12 protein-coding genes and 2 tRNA genes are annotated in these 13,916 nt (G+C 67.9%); 5 read left to right on the top strand and 9 right to left on the bottom strand.

The genetic code is table 11. The features are described from left to right. Positions 1 to 5 precede the first annotated feature (5 nt). From CBF90_RS03560 to CBF90_RS03550, 3 genes are all read left to right on the top strand, one after another. Positions 6 to 827 carry a MetQ/NlpA family ABC transporter substrate-binding protein gene (locus CBF90_RS03560; RefSeq protein ID WP_023950813.1) on the top strand — a complete coding sequence of 274 codons (822 nt, stop codon included), beginning with the start codon at positions 6 to 8 and terminating at the stop codon, positions 825 to 827. A gap of 104 nt (positions 828 to 931) precedes the next feature. Continuing rightward, positions 932 to 3,511, top strand: a complete 2,580-nt coding sequence (gene valS, locus CBF90_RS03555; protein ID WP_023950816.1) for a valine--tRNA ligase — start codon at positions 932 to 934, stop codon at positions 3,509 to 3,511. Position 3,512: 1 nt separating this feature from the next. Further along, a complete protein-coding gene (locus CBF90_RS03550) occupies positions 3,513 to 3,746 on the top strand; it encodes a hypothetical protein (RefSeq protein WP_023950818.1) in 234 nt (77 codons plus the stop codon). Between the two features lie 19 nt (positions 3,747 to 3,765). Here CBF90_RS03550 and CBF90_RS03545 read toward each other — a convergent pair whose 3' ends face one another. Next, positions 3,766 to 5,088, bottom strand: coding sequence for an MFS transporter (locus CBF90_RS03545; RefSeq protein ID WP_088380049.1), 1,323 nt, complete (start codon positions 5,086 to 5,088; stop codon positions 3,766 to 3,768). A gap of 2 nt (positions 5,089 to 5,090) precedes the next feature. Next, the gene (locus tag CBF90_RS03540) at positions 5,091 to 5,714 is read right to left on the bottom strand and encodes a helix-turn-helix domain-containing protein (RefSeq protein ID WP_071919371.1); all 624 of its coding nucleotides are present in this window, start codon (positions 5,712 to 5,714) and stop codon (positions 5,091 to 5,093) included. Positions 5,715 to 5,782: 68 nt separating this feature from the next. On the opposite strand from CBF90_RS03540, the gene CBF90_RS03535 reads away from it, so the two are divergent. Continuing rightward, on the top strand, positions 5,783 to 7,822 hold the full coding sequence (locus CBF90_RS03535) for a M3 family metallopeptidase (protein ID WP_088379938.1): 2,040 nt from the start codon (positions 5,783 to 5,785) through the stop codon (positions 7,820 to 7,822). Here the strand turns inward: CBF90_RS03535 and CBF90_RS03530 are convergent. From CBF90_RS03530 to CBF90_RS03505, 6 genes are all read right to left on the bottom strand, one after another. Next, positions 7,819 to 8,403, bottom strand: coding sequence for a dihydrofolate reductase family protein (locus tag CBF90_RS03530; protein WP_088379937.1), 585 nt, complete (start codon positions 8,401 to 8,403; stop codon positions 7,819 to 7,821). The two genes, CBF90_RS03535 and CBF90_RS03530, sit on opposite strands and share 4 nt — an antisense overlap. Positions 8,404 to 8,464: 61 nt before the next feature. Then, entirely contained in the window at positions 8,465 to 9,733 is a 1,269-nt protein-coding gene (gene clpX, locus CBF90_RS03525; RefSeq protein WP_023950828.1) for an ATP-dependent Clp protease ATP-binding subunit ClpX, read from the bottom strand. Between the two features lie 171 nt (positions 9,734 to 9,904). After that, a complete protein-coding gene (locus CBF90_RS03520) occupies positions 9,905 to 10,570 on the bottom strand; it encodes an ATP-dependent Clp protease proteolytic subunit (RefSeq protein WP_023950830.1) in 666 nt (221 codons plus the stop codon). Positions 10,571 to 10,593: 23 nt separating this feature from the next. After that, positions 10,594 to 11,178 (bottom strand): ATP-dependent Clp protease proteolytic subunit, encoded by a 585-nt coding sequence (locus CBF90_RS03515; protein WP_023950833.1) that lies wholly within the window; start codon positions 11,176 to 11,178, stop codon positions 10,594 to 10,596. A gap of 194 nt (positions 11,179 to 11,372) precedes the next feature. Further along, the gene (gene tig / locus CBF90_RS03510) at positions 11,373 to 12,902 is read right to left on the bottom strand and encodes a trigger factor (RefSeq protein WP_023950835.1); all 1,530 of its coding nucleotides are present in this window, start codon (positions 12,900 to 12,902) and stop codon (positions 11,373 to 11,375) included. Between the two features lie 71 nt (positions 12,903 to 12,973). After that, positions 12,974 to 13,047 (bottom strand) — tRNA-Pro (locus tag CBF90_RS03505). A 134-nt stretch (positions 13,048 to 13,181) separates the two neighbouring features. Between CBF90_RS03505 and CBF90_RS03500 the strand changes: the two genes are divergently transcribed. Then, a tRNA-Gly gene (locus CBF90_RS03500) sits at positions 13,182 to 13,252 on the top strand. Between the two features lie 38 nt (positions 13,253 to 13,290). On the opposite strand, the gene CBF90_RS03495 is transcribed toward CBF90_RS03500, so the two are convergent. Beyond that, the gene (locus tag CBF90_RS03495; RefSeq protein ID WP_088379936.1) at positions 13,291 to 13,827 is read right to left on the bottom strand and encodes a gamma carbonic anhydrase family protein; all 537 of its coding nucleotides are present in this window, start codon (positions 13,825 to 13,827) and stop codon (positions 13,291 to 13,293) included. Positions 13,828 to 13,916: the final 89 nt, after the last annotated feature.

Raw genomic sequence — 13,916 nt, 5'->3', positions numbered from 1 at the left:
AACCCATGTCCTTCCGCTCCGTTCGCGCTCGCCTCGTCACGGCGGCGGTCGCCACGCTGGCGACCGCCGGGCTGCTCGCCGGCTGCGCCGGCTCACCGGGCGACGCCGAGTCCGGCGTCACGACACTGCGCGTGGGCGCAGTGACCGCCCCCGCGACCGACATCGTCGAGGCCGCCGGAGCGGCGATCTCCGACGGGTACGAGATCGAGCTCGTACCGGTGTCGGACTACGTCACGGTCAACAACATGCTCGCCGCCGGCGACATCGACGCGAACTTCTCGCAGCACGAGCCGTACATGCAGGAGTTCAACGAGAAGAACGGGGCCTCACTCGAGGCGGTCCAACCCATCTACAACTTCGTCATCGCGTTCTATTCGAAGACCCTGACCGACATCGATCAGCTCCCCGACGGTGCGACGGTCGCCATCCCGAACGACTCGTCGAACACCGCCCGTGCGCTCAAGCTCCTCGCCGACGCCGGCGTGATCGGACTGACCCCGGGCATCGACCCCTACACCGCGACGCTCGACGATGTCTCAGAGAACCCGAAGAACCTGCAGTTCCTCTCGCTCGAGATCAATCAGCTGAACACGGCGTACGACGAGGCGGACCTGGTCTTCCAGTGGCCGTCGCACATCGCCGCGCTCGGCCTGACCCCTCAGGACGACGGCCTGCTCACCGAGCTCGACGACCGCTTCGCGCTGCAGCTCGTGGTGCCCTCGGCCGAGGCGGACTCCCCCGCCACGAAGGCACTCATCGACGCGTTCACGAGCGACGAGGTGCGCAAGGTCATCGAGGGCAACGAGACCATCGAAGCCGCCTTCTGACCACACGGGTGGGGCACCGATGCGGCGCCCCACCCCCGGTAGACTCGGACGACGCACACTCAGGCACGCTCACACAGTGCCGCACATATCGTCGAGGAGTTCCCATGACAGCGCACATTCCCGAGAAGCCCGCTCTGGAAGGCCTCGAGCAGAAGTGGGACGCCGCCTGGGCCGAGCAGGGCACCTACTTGTTCGATCGCGCGCGCGCCGCTGAGACGGGCCGTGGCGGCGTCTTCTCCGTCGACACGCCTCCCCCGACGGCATCCGGCTCGCTGCACATCGGCCACGTGTTCTCGTTCACGCACACCGATCTGAAGGTGCGGTTCGAGCGCATGCGCGGCAAGAGCGTGTTCTACCCGATGGGCTGGGACGACAACGGTCTTCCCACCGAGCGCCGTGTTCAGAACTACTACGGCGTGCGCTGCGACCCGACCCTCCCGTACGACGAGTCGTTCGTCCCGCCGTTCGAGGGCGGCGACAACAAGTCGAGCCGCGCCGCCGACCAGGTGCCCATCAGCCGTCGCAACTTCATCGAGCTGTGCGAGAAGCTGACCATCGAGGACGAGAAGCAGTTCGAGTCGCTCTTCCGTCAGCTCGGGCTCTCCGTCGACTGGACCCAGACATACCGGACCATCTCCGACGAGACCATCCGCACCAGCCAGCTCGCGTTCCTGCGCAACCTCGAGCGGGGCGAGGCGTATCAGGCGCTCGCTCCCACGCTGTGGGACATCGACTTCCGCTCCGCGATCGCTCAGGCCGAGCTCGAGGATCGCGAGCAGCAGGCGTCGTACCACCGGATCGCGTTCCACAAGACCGACGGCAGCGGCGACATCCACATCGAGACGACGCGCCCGGAGCTGCTGCCGGCGTGCGTCGCCCTCGTCGCGAACCCGGACGACGAGCGCTATCAGCCGTACTTCGGCAAGACCGTGCGCACACCGCTCTTCGACGTCGAGGTGCCGGTTCTCCCGCACCACCTCGCTCAGCCCGACAAAGGCTCGGGAATCGCGATGATCTGCACCTTCGGTGACGTGACGGACATCATCTGGTGGCGCGAGCTCGACCTGCCCAACCGCACGATCCTCGGTCACGACGGCCGCATCGTCGCCGACGCGCCCGACGTCATCGTCGCGGATGCCGCGCGCGCCGCATACGCGGAACTCGCCGGAAAGACCGTCTTCAGCGCCAAGAAGCGCATCGTGGAACTCCTGCAGGAGTCCGGGGAGCTGCTCGAGGTGTCCAAGCCCTTCAGCCACCCGGTGAAGTTCTTCGAGAAGGGCGACCGTCCGCTCGAGATCGTCTCGACGCGCCAGTGGTACCTGCGCAACGGAGCCCGCGACGAAGAGCTGCGGTCGCGCCTCATCTCGCTCGGCCAGGAGATGTCGTGGCACCCCGACTTCATGCGGGTTCGCTACGAGAACTGGACGAACGGACTCACCGGCGACTGGCTCGTGTCGCGTCAGCGGTTCTTCGGCGTGCCCATTCCGATCTGGTACGGACTCGACGAGAACGGCGAACGCGATTACGAGCGCGTCATCACCCCCGATGCCGCTCAGCTCCCGATCGACCCGACCACCGATGTCCCCTCGGGCTACACCGCCGAGCAGCGCGGGGTGCCGGGCGGGTTCGACGCCGAGCGCGACATCTTCGACACCTGGGCGACGTCGTCGCTGACCCCGCAGCTGGCGGGCGGGTGGCAGCGCGACGACGAGCTGTGGCAGCTCGTCGCGCCGTTCGATCTGCGACCGCAGGGGCAGGACATCATCCGCACCTGGCTGTTCTCCACGATGCTCCGCAGCGCTCTCGAGGACGGCCGCGCGCCGTGGTCGGATGCCGCGATCTCCGGATTCATCGTCGACCCCGACCGCAAGAAGATGTCGAAGTCGAAGGGGAACGTGGTCACTCCGGCCGACATCCTCGCGCAGCACGGCACAGACGCGGTCCGCTACTGGGCAGCCTCGAGCCGCCTCGGCTCCGATGCCGCGTTCGACCCGCAGAACCCGACGCAGGTGAAGATCGGCCGCCGTCTGGCCATCAAGGTGCTCAACGCGGCGAAGTTCGTGCTCTCGTTCCCCGTGCCCGACGGCGCGGCCGTGACCCACGACCTCGACGCCGCGATGCTTGCGACGCTCGACCGGGTGATCGTCGACGCCACGCGCGCGTTCGAGGCGTACGATCACGCTCGCGCACTGGAGATCACCGAGGCCTTCTTCTGGACGTTCTGCGACGACTACCTCGAGCTCGTCAAGGAGCGCGCGTACGACCGCTCCGACGCGGGTCAGGCCTCGGCGGCCCTGGCACTGCGCCTCGCGCTGTCCTCGCTGCTGCGTCTGCTGGCCCCGGTCCTCGCCTTCGCTGCGGAGGAAGCATGGTCGTGGTTCGAGGAGGGCTCGGTGCACACCGCATCCTGGCCCGAGGCGAGCGGTATCGCCGGCGATCCCGACGTGCTGACCGCGGCCAGCGCCGCGCTCATCGGGATCCGACGGGCGAAGACCGAGGCGAAGGCCTCGCAGAAGACCCCCGTCTCGGTTCTCTCGCTTCGCGCGGATGCCGCGACGATCGAGCGCCTGCGCCGCGCCGAGGGCGACCTGAAGGCGGTCGGACGCATCACCGAGCTCGAGCTCCTCGACGGCGCGGGCGACCTCGTCGTGGAGCGCGTCGAGCTGGCCCCGCAGGAGGTCTGAGATGCGTCTGGGAACCCGGTGGACCAGCGGCGATGAGCCGCCGGCCTCTCTGCCGGCCGCATTCCGTGATCAGGTCCGCGCCGTGGATCGCGTGCTCGACGTCGATCCGCGTCCGAAGTGGACGCTGACCTGGCTCGAGGGGCGCCCCGTCGCCGAACTGGAGAACGGCGTCGTCGTCTCGCTCGATGCTGCCGGTGTTCCCGTCGTCGGCCAGATAGACGACGACACGTTCTGACGCCCCGCTCTCCCGCCGCTCAGTCCGGGGTGGCGGCGGGAGAGCCCTGTCCGGTCGCGGATCGGATGAGTCGCGTGCAGACCGCCGTCGCGACGATGCACACCGCCCCGGCGGCGATGAAGGGCAGTCGCAGGTCGACGGACGCGACCAGCCCGCCCAGGATCGTCGCCACCGGAAAGAGTCCCCAGGTCAGAGTGCGGATGATGCCGAGAGTGCGCCCGAACAGCGCCGGCGGGATGATCTGCTGCCGCAGCGCACCCCACGGAACGTTCCACAGCGACACCGCGAAAGCCATTCCCGCGTAGGCGATGACCGCGACGACGATGTTCGGCGCGAGCCCGACGGCGACCATGCATGCGGCCGCGGCCAGGTTCGCTCCCCACATCACGTTGCCGCGCCCCCATCGCGCGACGAGACGAGCAGCGACGAGCGAGCCGCCGAGTGCGCCGACTCCGACGCCCGCCGTGACGAACCCGATGGCGATCTCGGGTACCCCGTGGACATCCAGGAAGTAGAGCAGCGTCGGTGCCTGCGCGAAGGCGAAAGCGCATCCGACGACCGAGGTGAACACGACCAGCGCCCGCAGGAACCGGTGTCGCCAGAGGTACCGCAGCGCCTCGCCGGCGGGGACCGTCGCAACGGTCGGAGCGGGCAGTGGCTCCGGCACGGTGCCGGCGACGACCTCGCCCTGGTCGGCGCCGACGACGGTCGAGGCTCGGGACCGCGCCGCCGCGAGCGGAAGGACGAGCGCGAGTGCGATCGGAACGATGTACCCGGCGGCGCCCAGCCACAGCGGGAGCGCGAGCGACACGGCGAACAGGACGCCGGCGACCGGCTGCGCGAGGAAGCTGTCGATAGTGATCTGCGCGGCCTGGATCCGTCCGTTGGCTCGATCCAACTGGTCTCGGCCGACGACGCTCGGGATGACCGCGTTGGTGGCGTTGTCGAAGAGCGTCTCGCCGAAGCCGAAGACCAGAGTGCCGATCAGCAGCCACACGACATCGAGCCCGCCCGTGACAGTGAGCACCGCCAATCCGACCGCGGCCGCCCCGCGCACGGTGTTCGCCAGGGCCATCACGCGACGCCGGTCGAACCGATCGACGATCATGCCGGCCGGCACGCCGAAGACGAGCCACGGAACGAAGGCCGCCGCACCGAGCAACGAGATCAGCAGCGGGTCGCGCGTGAGCGTCGTTGCGATGAGCGGAACCGCGGTGCGGCCCAGTCCGTCCGCCAGATTGCTGAAGGCGGCGGCGGACCACAGTCGGGTGAAGTCCCGCCCGAGGGGCCGCGGGCGCCCGGACCCGCGGGCTTGGGCCGGGGTGTCGGTGACGACGCTCATCATCAGTCGCTCTCTGTCGTGATCGGAAAAGCTTCGGCGCGCAGCGAGACGATGCGGCGGTCGACGGAGGGCGCCGCATCCGCGGCTTCGTCCACGCGGTACTCGTCGACCACATCGTCGATCACACGCTGGATCCTCGCGTTCACCTCGCCGAGCTGCGCGGCCGTCAACGAGACCGTGGCAGACGTGATGAGGGCGTTCTCCGCCCACGGATCGAGCTCATCGCGCAGTGTGGTCCCGACGAAACGCATGAGCTGCTCGTGACGGCGGTCGAGGAACTCGCCCATCACGACCTGCGTCGCGGCACGCCCCGCGGGCGTGCGCAAGGAGTCCGGTCCGGGGAACGAGACGCCCCCCGAGGGTCGCTCCCACCACCGCTCGCGCGCGGTGCCGCGATCCGGGATCTCGCGGATCAGGTCGTGCTTCGCGAGGGCGCGCAGGTGGTAGCTCGTGGAACCGGACGACTCCCCCGTCATGGCCGCCAGCGAGCTCGCCGTCTGAGGGCCTTGCTGACTGAGGATGTCGTACAGCCGCACGCGGACGGGATGCGCAAGGGCACGCAGCGCGCCGGAGTCGAGCGTGCGGACGTCGCGCCGCGTCTTCTCCTCGTCGTTGATCTCGGTCATGAGCACAAAGATAGCTTTGCAAATAGCTCTTTGCAACTACTTCTTTGTGTTGCGCGTAGGCTGAGCACATGCCGGCATCATCGAATCCGCTCCTGACCGCTTCGGCCCTCCCCTGGGGCCTCCCCGACTACCGCGAGATCGAGCCGGATCACTATCTGCCCGCGTTTGAAAAAGCGTTCGCTCAGCAACGCGCCGAGATCGACGCGATCACCGCCGATCCCGAGCCGCCCACCTTCGACAACACCGTTGCGGCATGGGAGAACAGCGGACGGCTCCTCGGTGACGTCGCGCGCACCTTCTTCACGATCAGCTCCGCCGACGCCACCCCGGCAGTCCAGGCAGTCGATGAGAGGCTCGCGCCGATGATGTCTGCGCACTCCGACGCCATCCTTCTCGATCAGCGCCTCTACAGCAGGATCGAGAGTCTGCATGCCGCACGGGAGGAACTCGGACTCACCGCCGAGCAGCGGTATCTGCTGGAGCGGCGGTTCGTGCAGATGACGCACGCCGGCGCCGGGCTCGACGCCGACGCGAAGCGACGCCTGACCGAGCTCAACAGCCGCCTCTCCGTGCTCACCACGACGTTCGAGAAGAACCTCCTGGCGGACACGAACGATCTCGCCGTCGTCTTCGCATCGCGCGAGGAGCTCGACGGTCTGAGCGGGGGCGAGATCTCCGCCGCTGCGCGTGCGGCTGCCGATCGTGGACTGAACGGCGCCTACGTGGTCACGCTCACGCTGTTCACGGGCCACCCGTCGCTCGCTTCGCTCACCGACCCGCAGTCGCGTCGGCGGATCCTCGAGGCGTCGCGTGCGCGCGGTTCACGGCCCGGCCCGCACGACAACCGCCCCGTGCTGCTCGAGATCGTCCGGCTGCGTGCCGAGCGCGCCGAGCTGCTGGGCTTTCCGTCTCACGCGGCCTACGTCACCTCCGATCAGACGGCGGGCAACCCGGAAGCGGTGACGTCGCTGCTGCGCCGACTCGCCGCCCCCGCGGCCCACAACGCGCAGCAGGAGAAGCAGGCACTTCGGGCCGTCCTGGGCGACGAGGTGGGTCCCGCTGACTGGGCGTTCGCGACCGAGCGCGTGCGCGCGACCACGCTGGAGATCGACACGACGGCCCTGCGCCCGTGGTTCGAGGCCGAACGCGTGCTGCGCGACGGTGTCTTCTTCGCCGCGACACAGCTGTACGGCGTCACGTTCCGTGAGCGCGGGGACCTTCCGGCATACCACGAGGACGCACGAGTGTTCGAGGTGTCGAACGCGGACGGCTCGCACCTCGGGCTCTTCATCCTCGACCTCTACACCCGCGACACCAAGCGGGGCGGCGCCTGGATGAACTCCATCGCTTCGCAGTCGGAGCTGCGCGGCACGACGCCGATCGTCGTCAACAACCTCAACGTCCCCCAGCCGGCGCCGGGTACACCGACGCTGCTCACGCTCGATGAGGTGACGACCCTCTTCCACGAGTTCGGGCACGCACTGCACGGGTTGTTCGCCACCGTCACCTATCCGACCTTCGCCGGGACGAACGTGTTCCGAGACTTCGTCGAGTTCCCGAGCCAGGTCAACGAGATGTGGATCTACCGCCCCGAGGTGCTGGCGAACTACGCTCGCCATGTCGAGACCGGCGAGCCGATCGGATCCGACGTCGTCGACCGACTCGAGGCCTCCGGAACGTTCAATCAGGGATTCGCGACGAGCGAGTATCTCGCCGCCGCGTGGCTCGACCTCGCCTGGCACTCGCTCAGCGCAGACGAAGCGGCGGCCGTCACCGACGTGGCCGCCTTCGAAGCCGCAGCGCTCGCGGACATCGGCCTCGACGACCCCGCGGTGCCGCCGCGCTACTCCTCGGCATACTTCGCGCACATCTTCTCCGGCGGGTACAGTGCCGGGTACTACTCCTACATCTGGAGCGAGGTCCTCGACGCCGACACCGTTGAGTGGTTCGCGGAGAACGGCGGCCTGACCCGCACGAACGGCGACCGGTTCCGTCAGCGGCTGCTGGGGGTCGGCGGGTCGAAGGACCCCCTGGAGGCATACCGTGACTTCCGTGGTCGCGATGCCCGCATCGAGCCGCTCCTCGTGCGCCGCGGCCTCAGCGTCTAGGACGCACCCTCCTGAGGGCCACCGTCGGCGGGCGCTATGTCGTACACCAGACGCGCGAAAGCGCCCACCTGCTCCGCGGAACGCAGTGAGAGCCGGTCGGACTCGATGCGGCGCGGGAGCACGGGCGCTCCCCCGCCGAGGGTCGCGGGCGCGACCGATACCGCGATCTGATCGAGCGCGTCGGCGTCGAGAAATTGCCCGGCCAGATCTCCGCCGCCCACGACCCAGACGTCGCGATCACCGGCTGCCTGCCGGATGCGAGGGAGGACGGCCGGCACGGGCCCCGAGACGAACCTGACGTCCGCGCCGGCCGGCCGGGGCAGATCACGAGAGGTGAACACGAACGTCGGTCGATCACCGTGGAACTCCTGCCACCGCTCGGGGTGCGCGAGCAGATCCGACTCCGCGAGGAGCCATTCGTACGTCGTCGACCCCTCGACGAGAACGCCCGCGTCGTCCGGGATCAGACTCGCATCGGGCTCGTCGCCTCCGTCGACCGCGAACAGCCAGGAGAGCGAACCATCGGCGTCGGCGATGAAGCCGTCGAGCGAGGTCGCCGCGTCGTAGATGATGCGTTGCATGTCGGCAGGCTAGCCCGGGCCTCCGACATCACGGTGGACGGCGTCGCGCTGCCTCCGCGCGTCAGGCGCTCTTGCGCTTCTGCCGTAGTACCAGGGTCGGAGCGGCGCCATCGTCGACGGCCGCACGGGTCACGATGACCTTATCGACATCGTCGGCGGACGGGATCTCGAACATGATGGGCCCGAGGACGTCCTCGAGAATCGCGCGAAGGCCGCGGGCACCGGTCTTCCGGGCGACGGCGAGATCGGCGATCGCACGAAGTGCGTCTTCTTCGAACTCCAGCTCGACGCCGTCAAGCTCGAACATCCGCTGATACTGCTTCACGAATGCGTTCTTCGGGCCCGTGAGGATCTCGATGAGCGCCTTCTGGTCGAGCGGCGAGACCGAGGTCACGACGGGAAGACGGCCGATGAACTCGGGGATGAGACCGAACTTGTGCAGGTCTTCGGGTTCGACCTCACGGAAGAGGTCGAGCTCCTTGTCCTTCTCCTGCAGCGGAGCGCCGAAGCCGACGCCGTGCTTTCCGACGCGGGACGAGATGATCTCTTCGAGGCCCGCGAAGGCGCCGGCCACGATGAACAGGACGTTCGTCGTATCGATCTGGATGAACTCCTGGTGAGGGTGCTTGCGCCCTCCCTGCGGCGGAACCGACGCGACCGTGCCCTCGAGGATCTTCAGCAGTGCCTGCTGGACTCCTTCACCGGAGACGTCTCGCGTGATGGAGGGGTTCTCGGCCTTGCGGGCGATCTTGTCGACCTCGTCGATGTAGATGATGCCGGTCTCAGCACGCTTGACGTCGAAGTCGGCCGCCTGCAGCAGTTTGAGGAGGATGTTCTCGACGTCCTCGCCGACGTACCCGGCTTCCGTCAGCGCAGTCGCGTCGGCGACGGCGAAAGGCACGTTGAGTCGCTTTGCGAGCGTCTGCGCGAGATAGGTCTTGCCGCAGCCGGTGGGCCCGAGCAGCAGGATGTTGCTCTTGGCGATCTCGACGTCGTCGGCGCGCTGCTCGGCAGGCTGAAGCGTCGAGTGAGCGCGCACGCGCTTGTAGTGGTTGTACACCGCGACCGAGAGAGCGCGCTTGGCCGGGTCCTGCCCGACGACGTACTCCTCGAGGAAGGAGAAGATCTCTCGGGGCTTGGGAAGGTCGAACTCCGCCACCGACTCGTCGCCGGACTCGGCCATGCGCTCTTCGATGATCTCGTTGCACAGCTCGACGCACTCGTCGCAGATGTAGACGCCGGGTCCTGCGATCAGCTGCTGGACCTGCTTCTGACTCTTTCCGCAGAACGAGCACTTGAACAGGTCGGCACTCTCACCGATGCGAGCCATGTACCCCTCCTGGATGCCGGAAACCGTCGCTCACCTGAGAGCGTGGTGCTCCGAGCCTAACCTCTCCCGCAGACATCCCCGCGGATTTGCGCACGGTTCGGGTCGAACCGCCGCAGTGACGCGTATGGCCCCGGCTGCTCGCCGGGGCCATACGCGATGCACTCGCGCCCGTCAGGACGTGATCGCGGCGGGGGTGCGCTTGCGCGACGTCAGCACCTGGTCGACGATGCCGTACTCCATCGCCTCGTGCGCCGACAGGATCTTGTCGCGGTCGATGTCCTTGTTGACCTGCTCCTGCGTGCGATTGGTGTGGCGCGCCATGGTCTCCTCGAGCCACGTCCGCATGCGCAGGATCTCGGCGGCCTGGATCTCGATGTCCGACGCCTGACCGTGACCGGCCTCGCCCACGGCGGGCTGGTGGATCAGGATGCGGGCGTTCGGAAGGGCCAGGCGCTTGCCGGGAGCGCCCGCCGCGAGAAGCACGGACGCAGCCGACGCGGCCTGACCCAGCACGACCGTCTGGATCTGGGGCGACACGTACTGCATCGTGTCGTAGATCGCCGTCATGGCCGTGAACGAGCCGCCGGGCGAGTTGATGTACATGATGATGTCGCGGTCGGGGTCCTGCGACTCGAGCACGAGCAGCTGAGCCATCACGTCGTCGGCGGACGCGTCGTCCACCTGCACGCCGAGGAAGATCACGCGATCCTCGAACAGCTTGTTGTACGGGTCCTGACGCTTGTAGCCGTAGGCTGTGCGCTCCTCGAACTGCGGCAGGATGTAGCGGCTCGAGGGCATCGCTGCGCCGTGGGGAAGGCCGAAGGCGGGTGTGTTCATCGTTGTCTTTCTCCTTCGGTCGATCAGTTCTCGGTACCGCCGCCGCCGACCACGTCCGTGGCCGACTCGCGGATGTGGTCCACGAAGCCGTACTCGAGCGCCTCCTGAGCGGTGAACCAACGGTCGCGATCGCCGTCCGCGTTGATCTGCTCGACCGACTTGCCGGTCTGCGCCGCGGTGATCTCGGCGAGGCGGCGCTTCATGTCGAGGATCAGCTGCGCCTGCGTCTGGATGTCGCTGGCCGTGCCGCCGAACCCACCGTGCGGCTGGTGCAGAAGCACCCGCGCGTTGGGCGTGATGTAGCGCTTGCCCTTGGTGCCGGCGGTGAGCAGCAGCTGCCCCATCGAGGCCGCCATGCCGATGCCCACGGTGACGATGTCGTTCGGGACGAACTGCATCGTGTCGTAGATCGCCATGCCGGCGGTGATCGAGCCACCCGGCGAGTTGATGTAGAGGTAGATGTCCTTCTCGGAGTCCTCGGCGGCGAGCAGGAGGATCTTCGCGCAGATCTCGTTCGCGTTCTCGTCGCGCACCTCCGACCCGAGCCAGATGATGCGGTCCTTGAGCAGTCTGTCGAAGACGCTTGTTGCGATGAGGGGGTCAGCCATGTGTGCTCCTGATCCGAAGTTTCGTGACGTGTCGAATCTACCGACGCCGCCGCGCGCGTCCGGCCGTGTTCGCCGTGGGCATAGCCCGTGTCACCGCGCCCGTCGAGACGCAGCGTCCTCGCGGATAACAGAAGGGGCGGATGCCGCAGCATCCGCCCCTTCATTCCGGTCAGGCGACCGTCGAGATCAGAAGATCACTCGGCGGCAGCCTCGTCGGCGGCCTTCTTCTTGGCCGGAGCCTTCTTGGCGGGGGCCTTCTTCGCGGGAGCCTTCTCCTCGCCGGCGGGAGCCGCGTCTGCCGCATCCGCCTTCTTCTTGGCGGGAGCCTTCTTCGCGGGAGCCTTCTTCGCGGGCTTCTCCTCCGCCTCGGCGGCGTCGGCGTCGGCGGCCTCGTCGGCGATCTCCTGCGCCTCCTCGACGACCTCGTCAGCGGCGGACTCCTCGCCCTCGACGGTGATGAAGCCGGTCAGGTCGACCGACTTGCCGTCGGTGTCGACGACCGTGACCTTGCCCAGGGCGATAGCGAGCGCCTTGTTGCGGGCGACCTCGCCGACCATCACCGGGAGCTGCCCGTTCTGCTGGAGAGCGTTGACGAAGTCCTGCGGGGCCATGCCGTACTGCGCGGAGGCCTGGATCAGGTACTGGGTCAGCTCGTCCTGCGAGACCTGCACCTCGTGGGTCTCGGCGATCTTGTCGAGGACCATCTGCGTGCGGAACTGCTTCTCGCTCGCCTCGGTGACCTCGGCGCGGTGCACGTCATCCTCCAGACGGCCCTCGCCTTCGAGGTGCGCGTGGACCTCGTCCTCGACGAGTCCGGCCGGAACCGGGATCTCGACCTTCTCGAGGAGGGCGTCGACGAGCTTCTCGCGAGCAGCGGCGCCCTGCGTGAAGACGCTCTGCTGAGAGACCCGCTCCGCGAGGCTGTCGCGCAGCTCGGCGATGGTGTCGAACTCGCTCGCCATCTGGGCGAAGTCGTCGTCGGCCTCGGGAAGCTCGCGCTCCTTGACGGCCTTGACCGTGACGGCGACCTCGGCCTCTTCGCCGGCGTGGTCGCCGCCGACCAGCTTCGAGCGGAAGGTCGTGTCCTCGCCGGCGGTGAGCGACTCGATGGCCTCATCGATGCCCTCGAGCAGCTCGCCGGAGCCGACCTCGTACGACACGCCCTCGGCGCGGTCGATCTCGTTGCCGTCGATCGTCGCGACGAGGTCGAGCTCGACGAAATCGCCCTTCGCAGCGGGACGGTCGACGGTGACGAGCGTGCCGAAACGACCGCGCAGGCGGTCGAGCTCTTCGTCGATCGCGGCGTCGTCGGTGGCGACGGGCTCGACCTCGATGGTGATGTCCTCGTAGGCGGGAAGCTCGAACTCGGGACGGACGTCGACCTCGACCTCGACCTTCAGGTCGCCGGAGAAGTCCTTGTCGCTGGGCCAGTCGACGACCTCGGCCGACGGGCGCCCGAGGACGCGCAGCTCGTTCGCGGTGACGGCTTCGCGGTAGAAGCCGTCGAGGCCCTCGCTGACCGCGTGCTCGATGACCGCACCGCGGCCGACACGCTGGTCGATGATGGGAGCGGGCACCTTGCCCTTGCGGAAGCCGGGGATCTGCACGTCCTGAGCGATGTGCTCGTACGCGTGGGTGATGCTCGGCTTCAGCTCGTCCGGGCTGACCGTGATGTGGAGCTTCACCCGCGTGGGGCTGAGCGTCTCGACGGTGCTGGTGACCATGCCTGTCGTTCTCCTTTATCCGGCCGCGCACACGCGCGGCCGTTCGGTGGTCTGGGTTCGTGGGGCCGTTGTCGGGGCGACAGGATTTGAACCTGCGGCCTCCCGCTCCCAAAGCGGGCGCTCTACCAAGCTGAGCTACGCCCCGGGCGCGCAGCACACGTGCGTCGGAAAACGGCCGTGGTCAGTCTAGCCGACGGAGTCCGCTAGACTGTTCGAGTTGCCAGCGCTGGACACCGTTCTCAGCGCAACGGCGATCCACATCCGATCCAGGTCGGATGCGGGGCTGTAGCTTAGTGGTAAAGCCTCTGTCTTCCAAACAGATGATGCGAGTTCGATTCTCGTCAGCCCCTCTCATACTCCTCCTCGTCTCAGGCGAGGAGGAGTTTCTTCATTCGGCCCTGGCGGCCCCGTGCTCGGCGGCCAGCTCCAGGTAGGTCGCAGCGTTCCATCGGAGCCCGTCCCGCTCGTCCTCCGTCAGAGCACGGCGCACCTTCGCGGGCACGCCGGCCACGAGAGACCCCGGCGGGACGACCGTCCCCTCGAGGACGACAGCTCCCCCGGCGACGAGGGACCCGGCCCCGATCACGGCTCCGCTCAGCACTGTGCTGTTCATACCGATGAGGCAGCCGTCCTCCACCGTGCATCCGTGGACGACGGCGTTGTGACCGATGGAGACGTCATCACCGATCCGGGCGGGCGATCGCGCATCGACATGGATCACGACGCCGTCCTGAACATTGCTGCGGTCACCGATCGCGATGCGCGAGCGATCACCGCGGACGACGGCGTTGTACCAGATGCTCGACAGCTCGCCGACGGTCACATCGCCCACCAGCCGAGCTCCGTCCGCGACGAAGACCGTCGGATGCAGACGAGGCCGGGACTCGCCCAGCGGCAGGATCGTTGCGCTCGGTGAGACGACCATGGCCTCACGTTACCCCTGGTGAGCCCAGCCTTCTCTTGCTTGCGGAATGTTCCGGCGTGAGTAGCGTTTGGACAGATGCAGGCCACGAC

This window comes from Microbacterium sp. AISO3 (assembly GCF_002204305.1).
In the GTDB taxonomy this organism is placed as follows: domain Bacteria; phylum Actinomycetota; class Actinomycetes; order Actinomycetales; family Microbacteriaceae; genus Microbacterium; species Microbacterium arborescens.
This window is presented reverse-complemented; position numbering and strand designations above follow the sequence as displayed.

Coding starts and splice junctions, on each gene's coding strand:
- CBF90_RS03560 (WP_023950813.1), top strand. CDS start 6: ATGTCCTTCCGCTCCGTTCGCGCTCGCCTCGTCACGGCGGCGGTCGCC.
- valS (WP_023950816.1), top strand. CDS start 932: ATGACAGCGCACATTCCCGAGAAGCCCGCTCTGGAAGGCCTCGAGCAG.
- CBF90_RS03550 (WP_023950818.1), top strand. CDS start 3,513: ATGCGTCTGGGAACCCGGTGGACCAGCGGCGATGAGCCGCCGGCCTCT.
- CBF90_RS03545 (WP_088380049.1), bottom strand. CDS start 5,088: ATGAGCGTCGTCACCGACACCCCGGCCCAAGCCCGCGGGTCCGGGCGC.
- CBF90_RS03540 (WP_071919371.1), bottom strand. CDS start 5,714: ATGACCGAGATCAACGACGAGGAGAAGACGCGGCGCGACGTCCGCACG.
- CBF90_RS03535 (WP_088379938.1), top strand. CDS start 5,783: ATGCCGGCATCATCGAATCCGCTCCTGACCGCTTCGGCCCTCCCCTGG.
- CBF90_RS03530 (WP_088379937.1), bottom strand. CDS start 8,403: ATGCAACGCATCATCTACGACGCGGCGACCTCGCTCGACGGCTTCATC.
- clpX (WP_023950828.1), bottom strand. CDS start 9,733: ATGGCTCGCATCGGTGAGAGTGCCGACCTGTTCAAGTGCTCGTTCTGC.
- CBF90_RS03520 (WP_023950830.1), bottom strand. CDS start 10,570: ATGAACACACCCGCCTTCGGCCTTCCCCACGGCGCAGCGATGCCCTCG.
- CBF90_RS03515 (WP_023950833.1), bottom strand. CDS start 11,178: ATGGCTGACCCCCTCATCGCAACAAGCGTCTTCGACAGACTGCTCAAG.
- tig (WP_023950835.1), bottom strand. CDS start 12,902: ATGGTCACCAGCACCGTCGAGACGCTCAGCCCCACGCGGGTGAAGCTC.
- CBF90_RS03495 (WP_088379936.1), bottom strand. CDS start 13,827: ATGGTCGTCTCACCGAGCGCAACGATCCTGCCGCTGGGCGAGTCCCGG.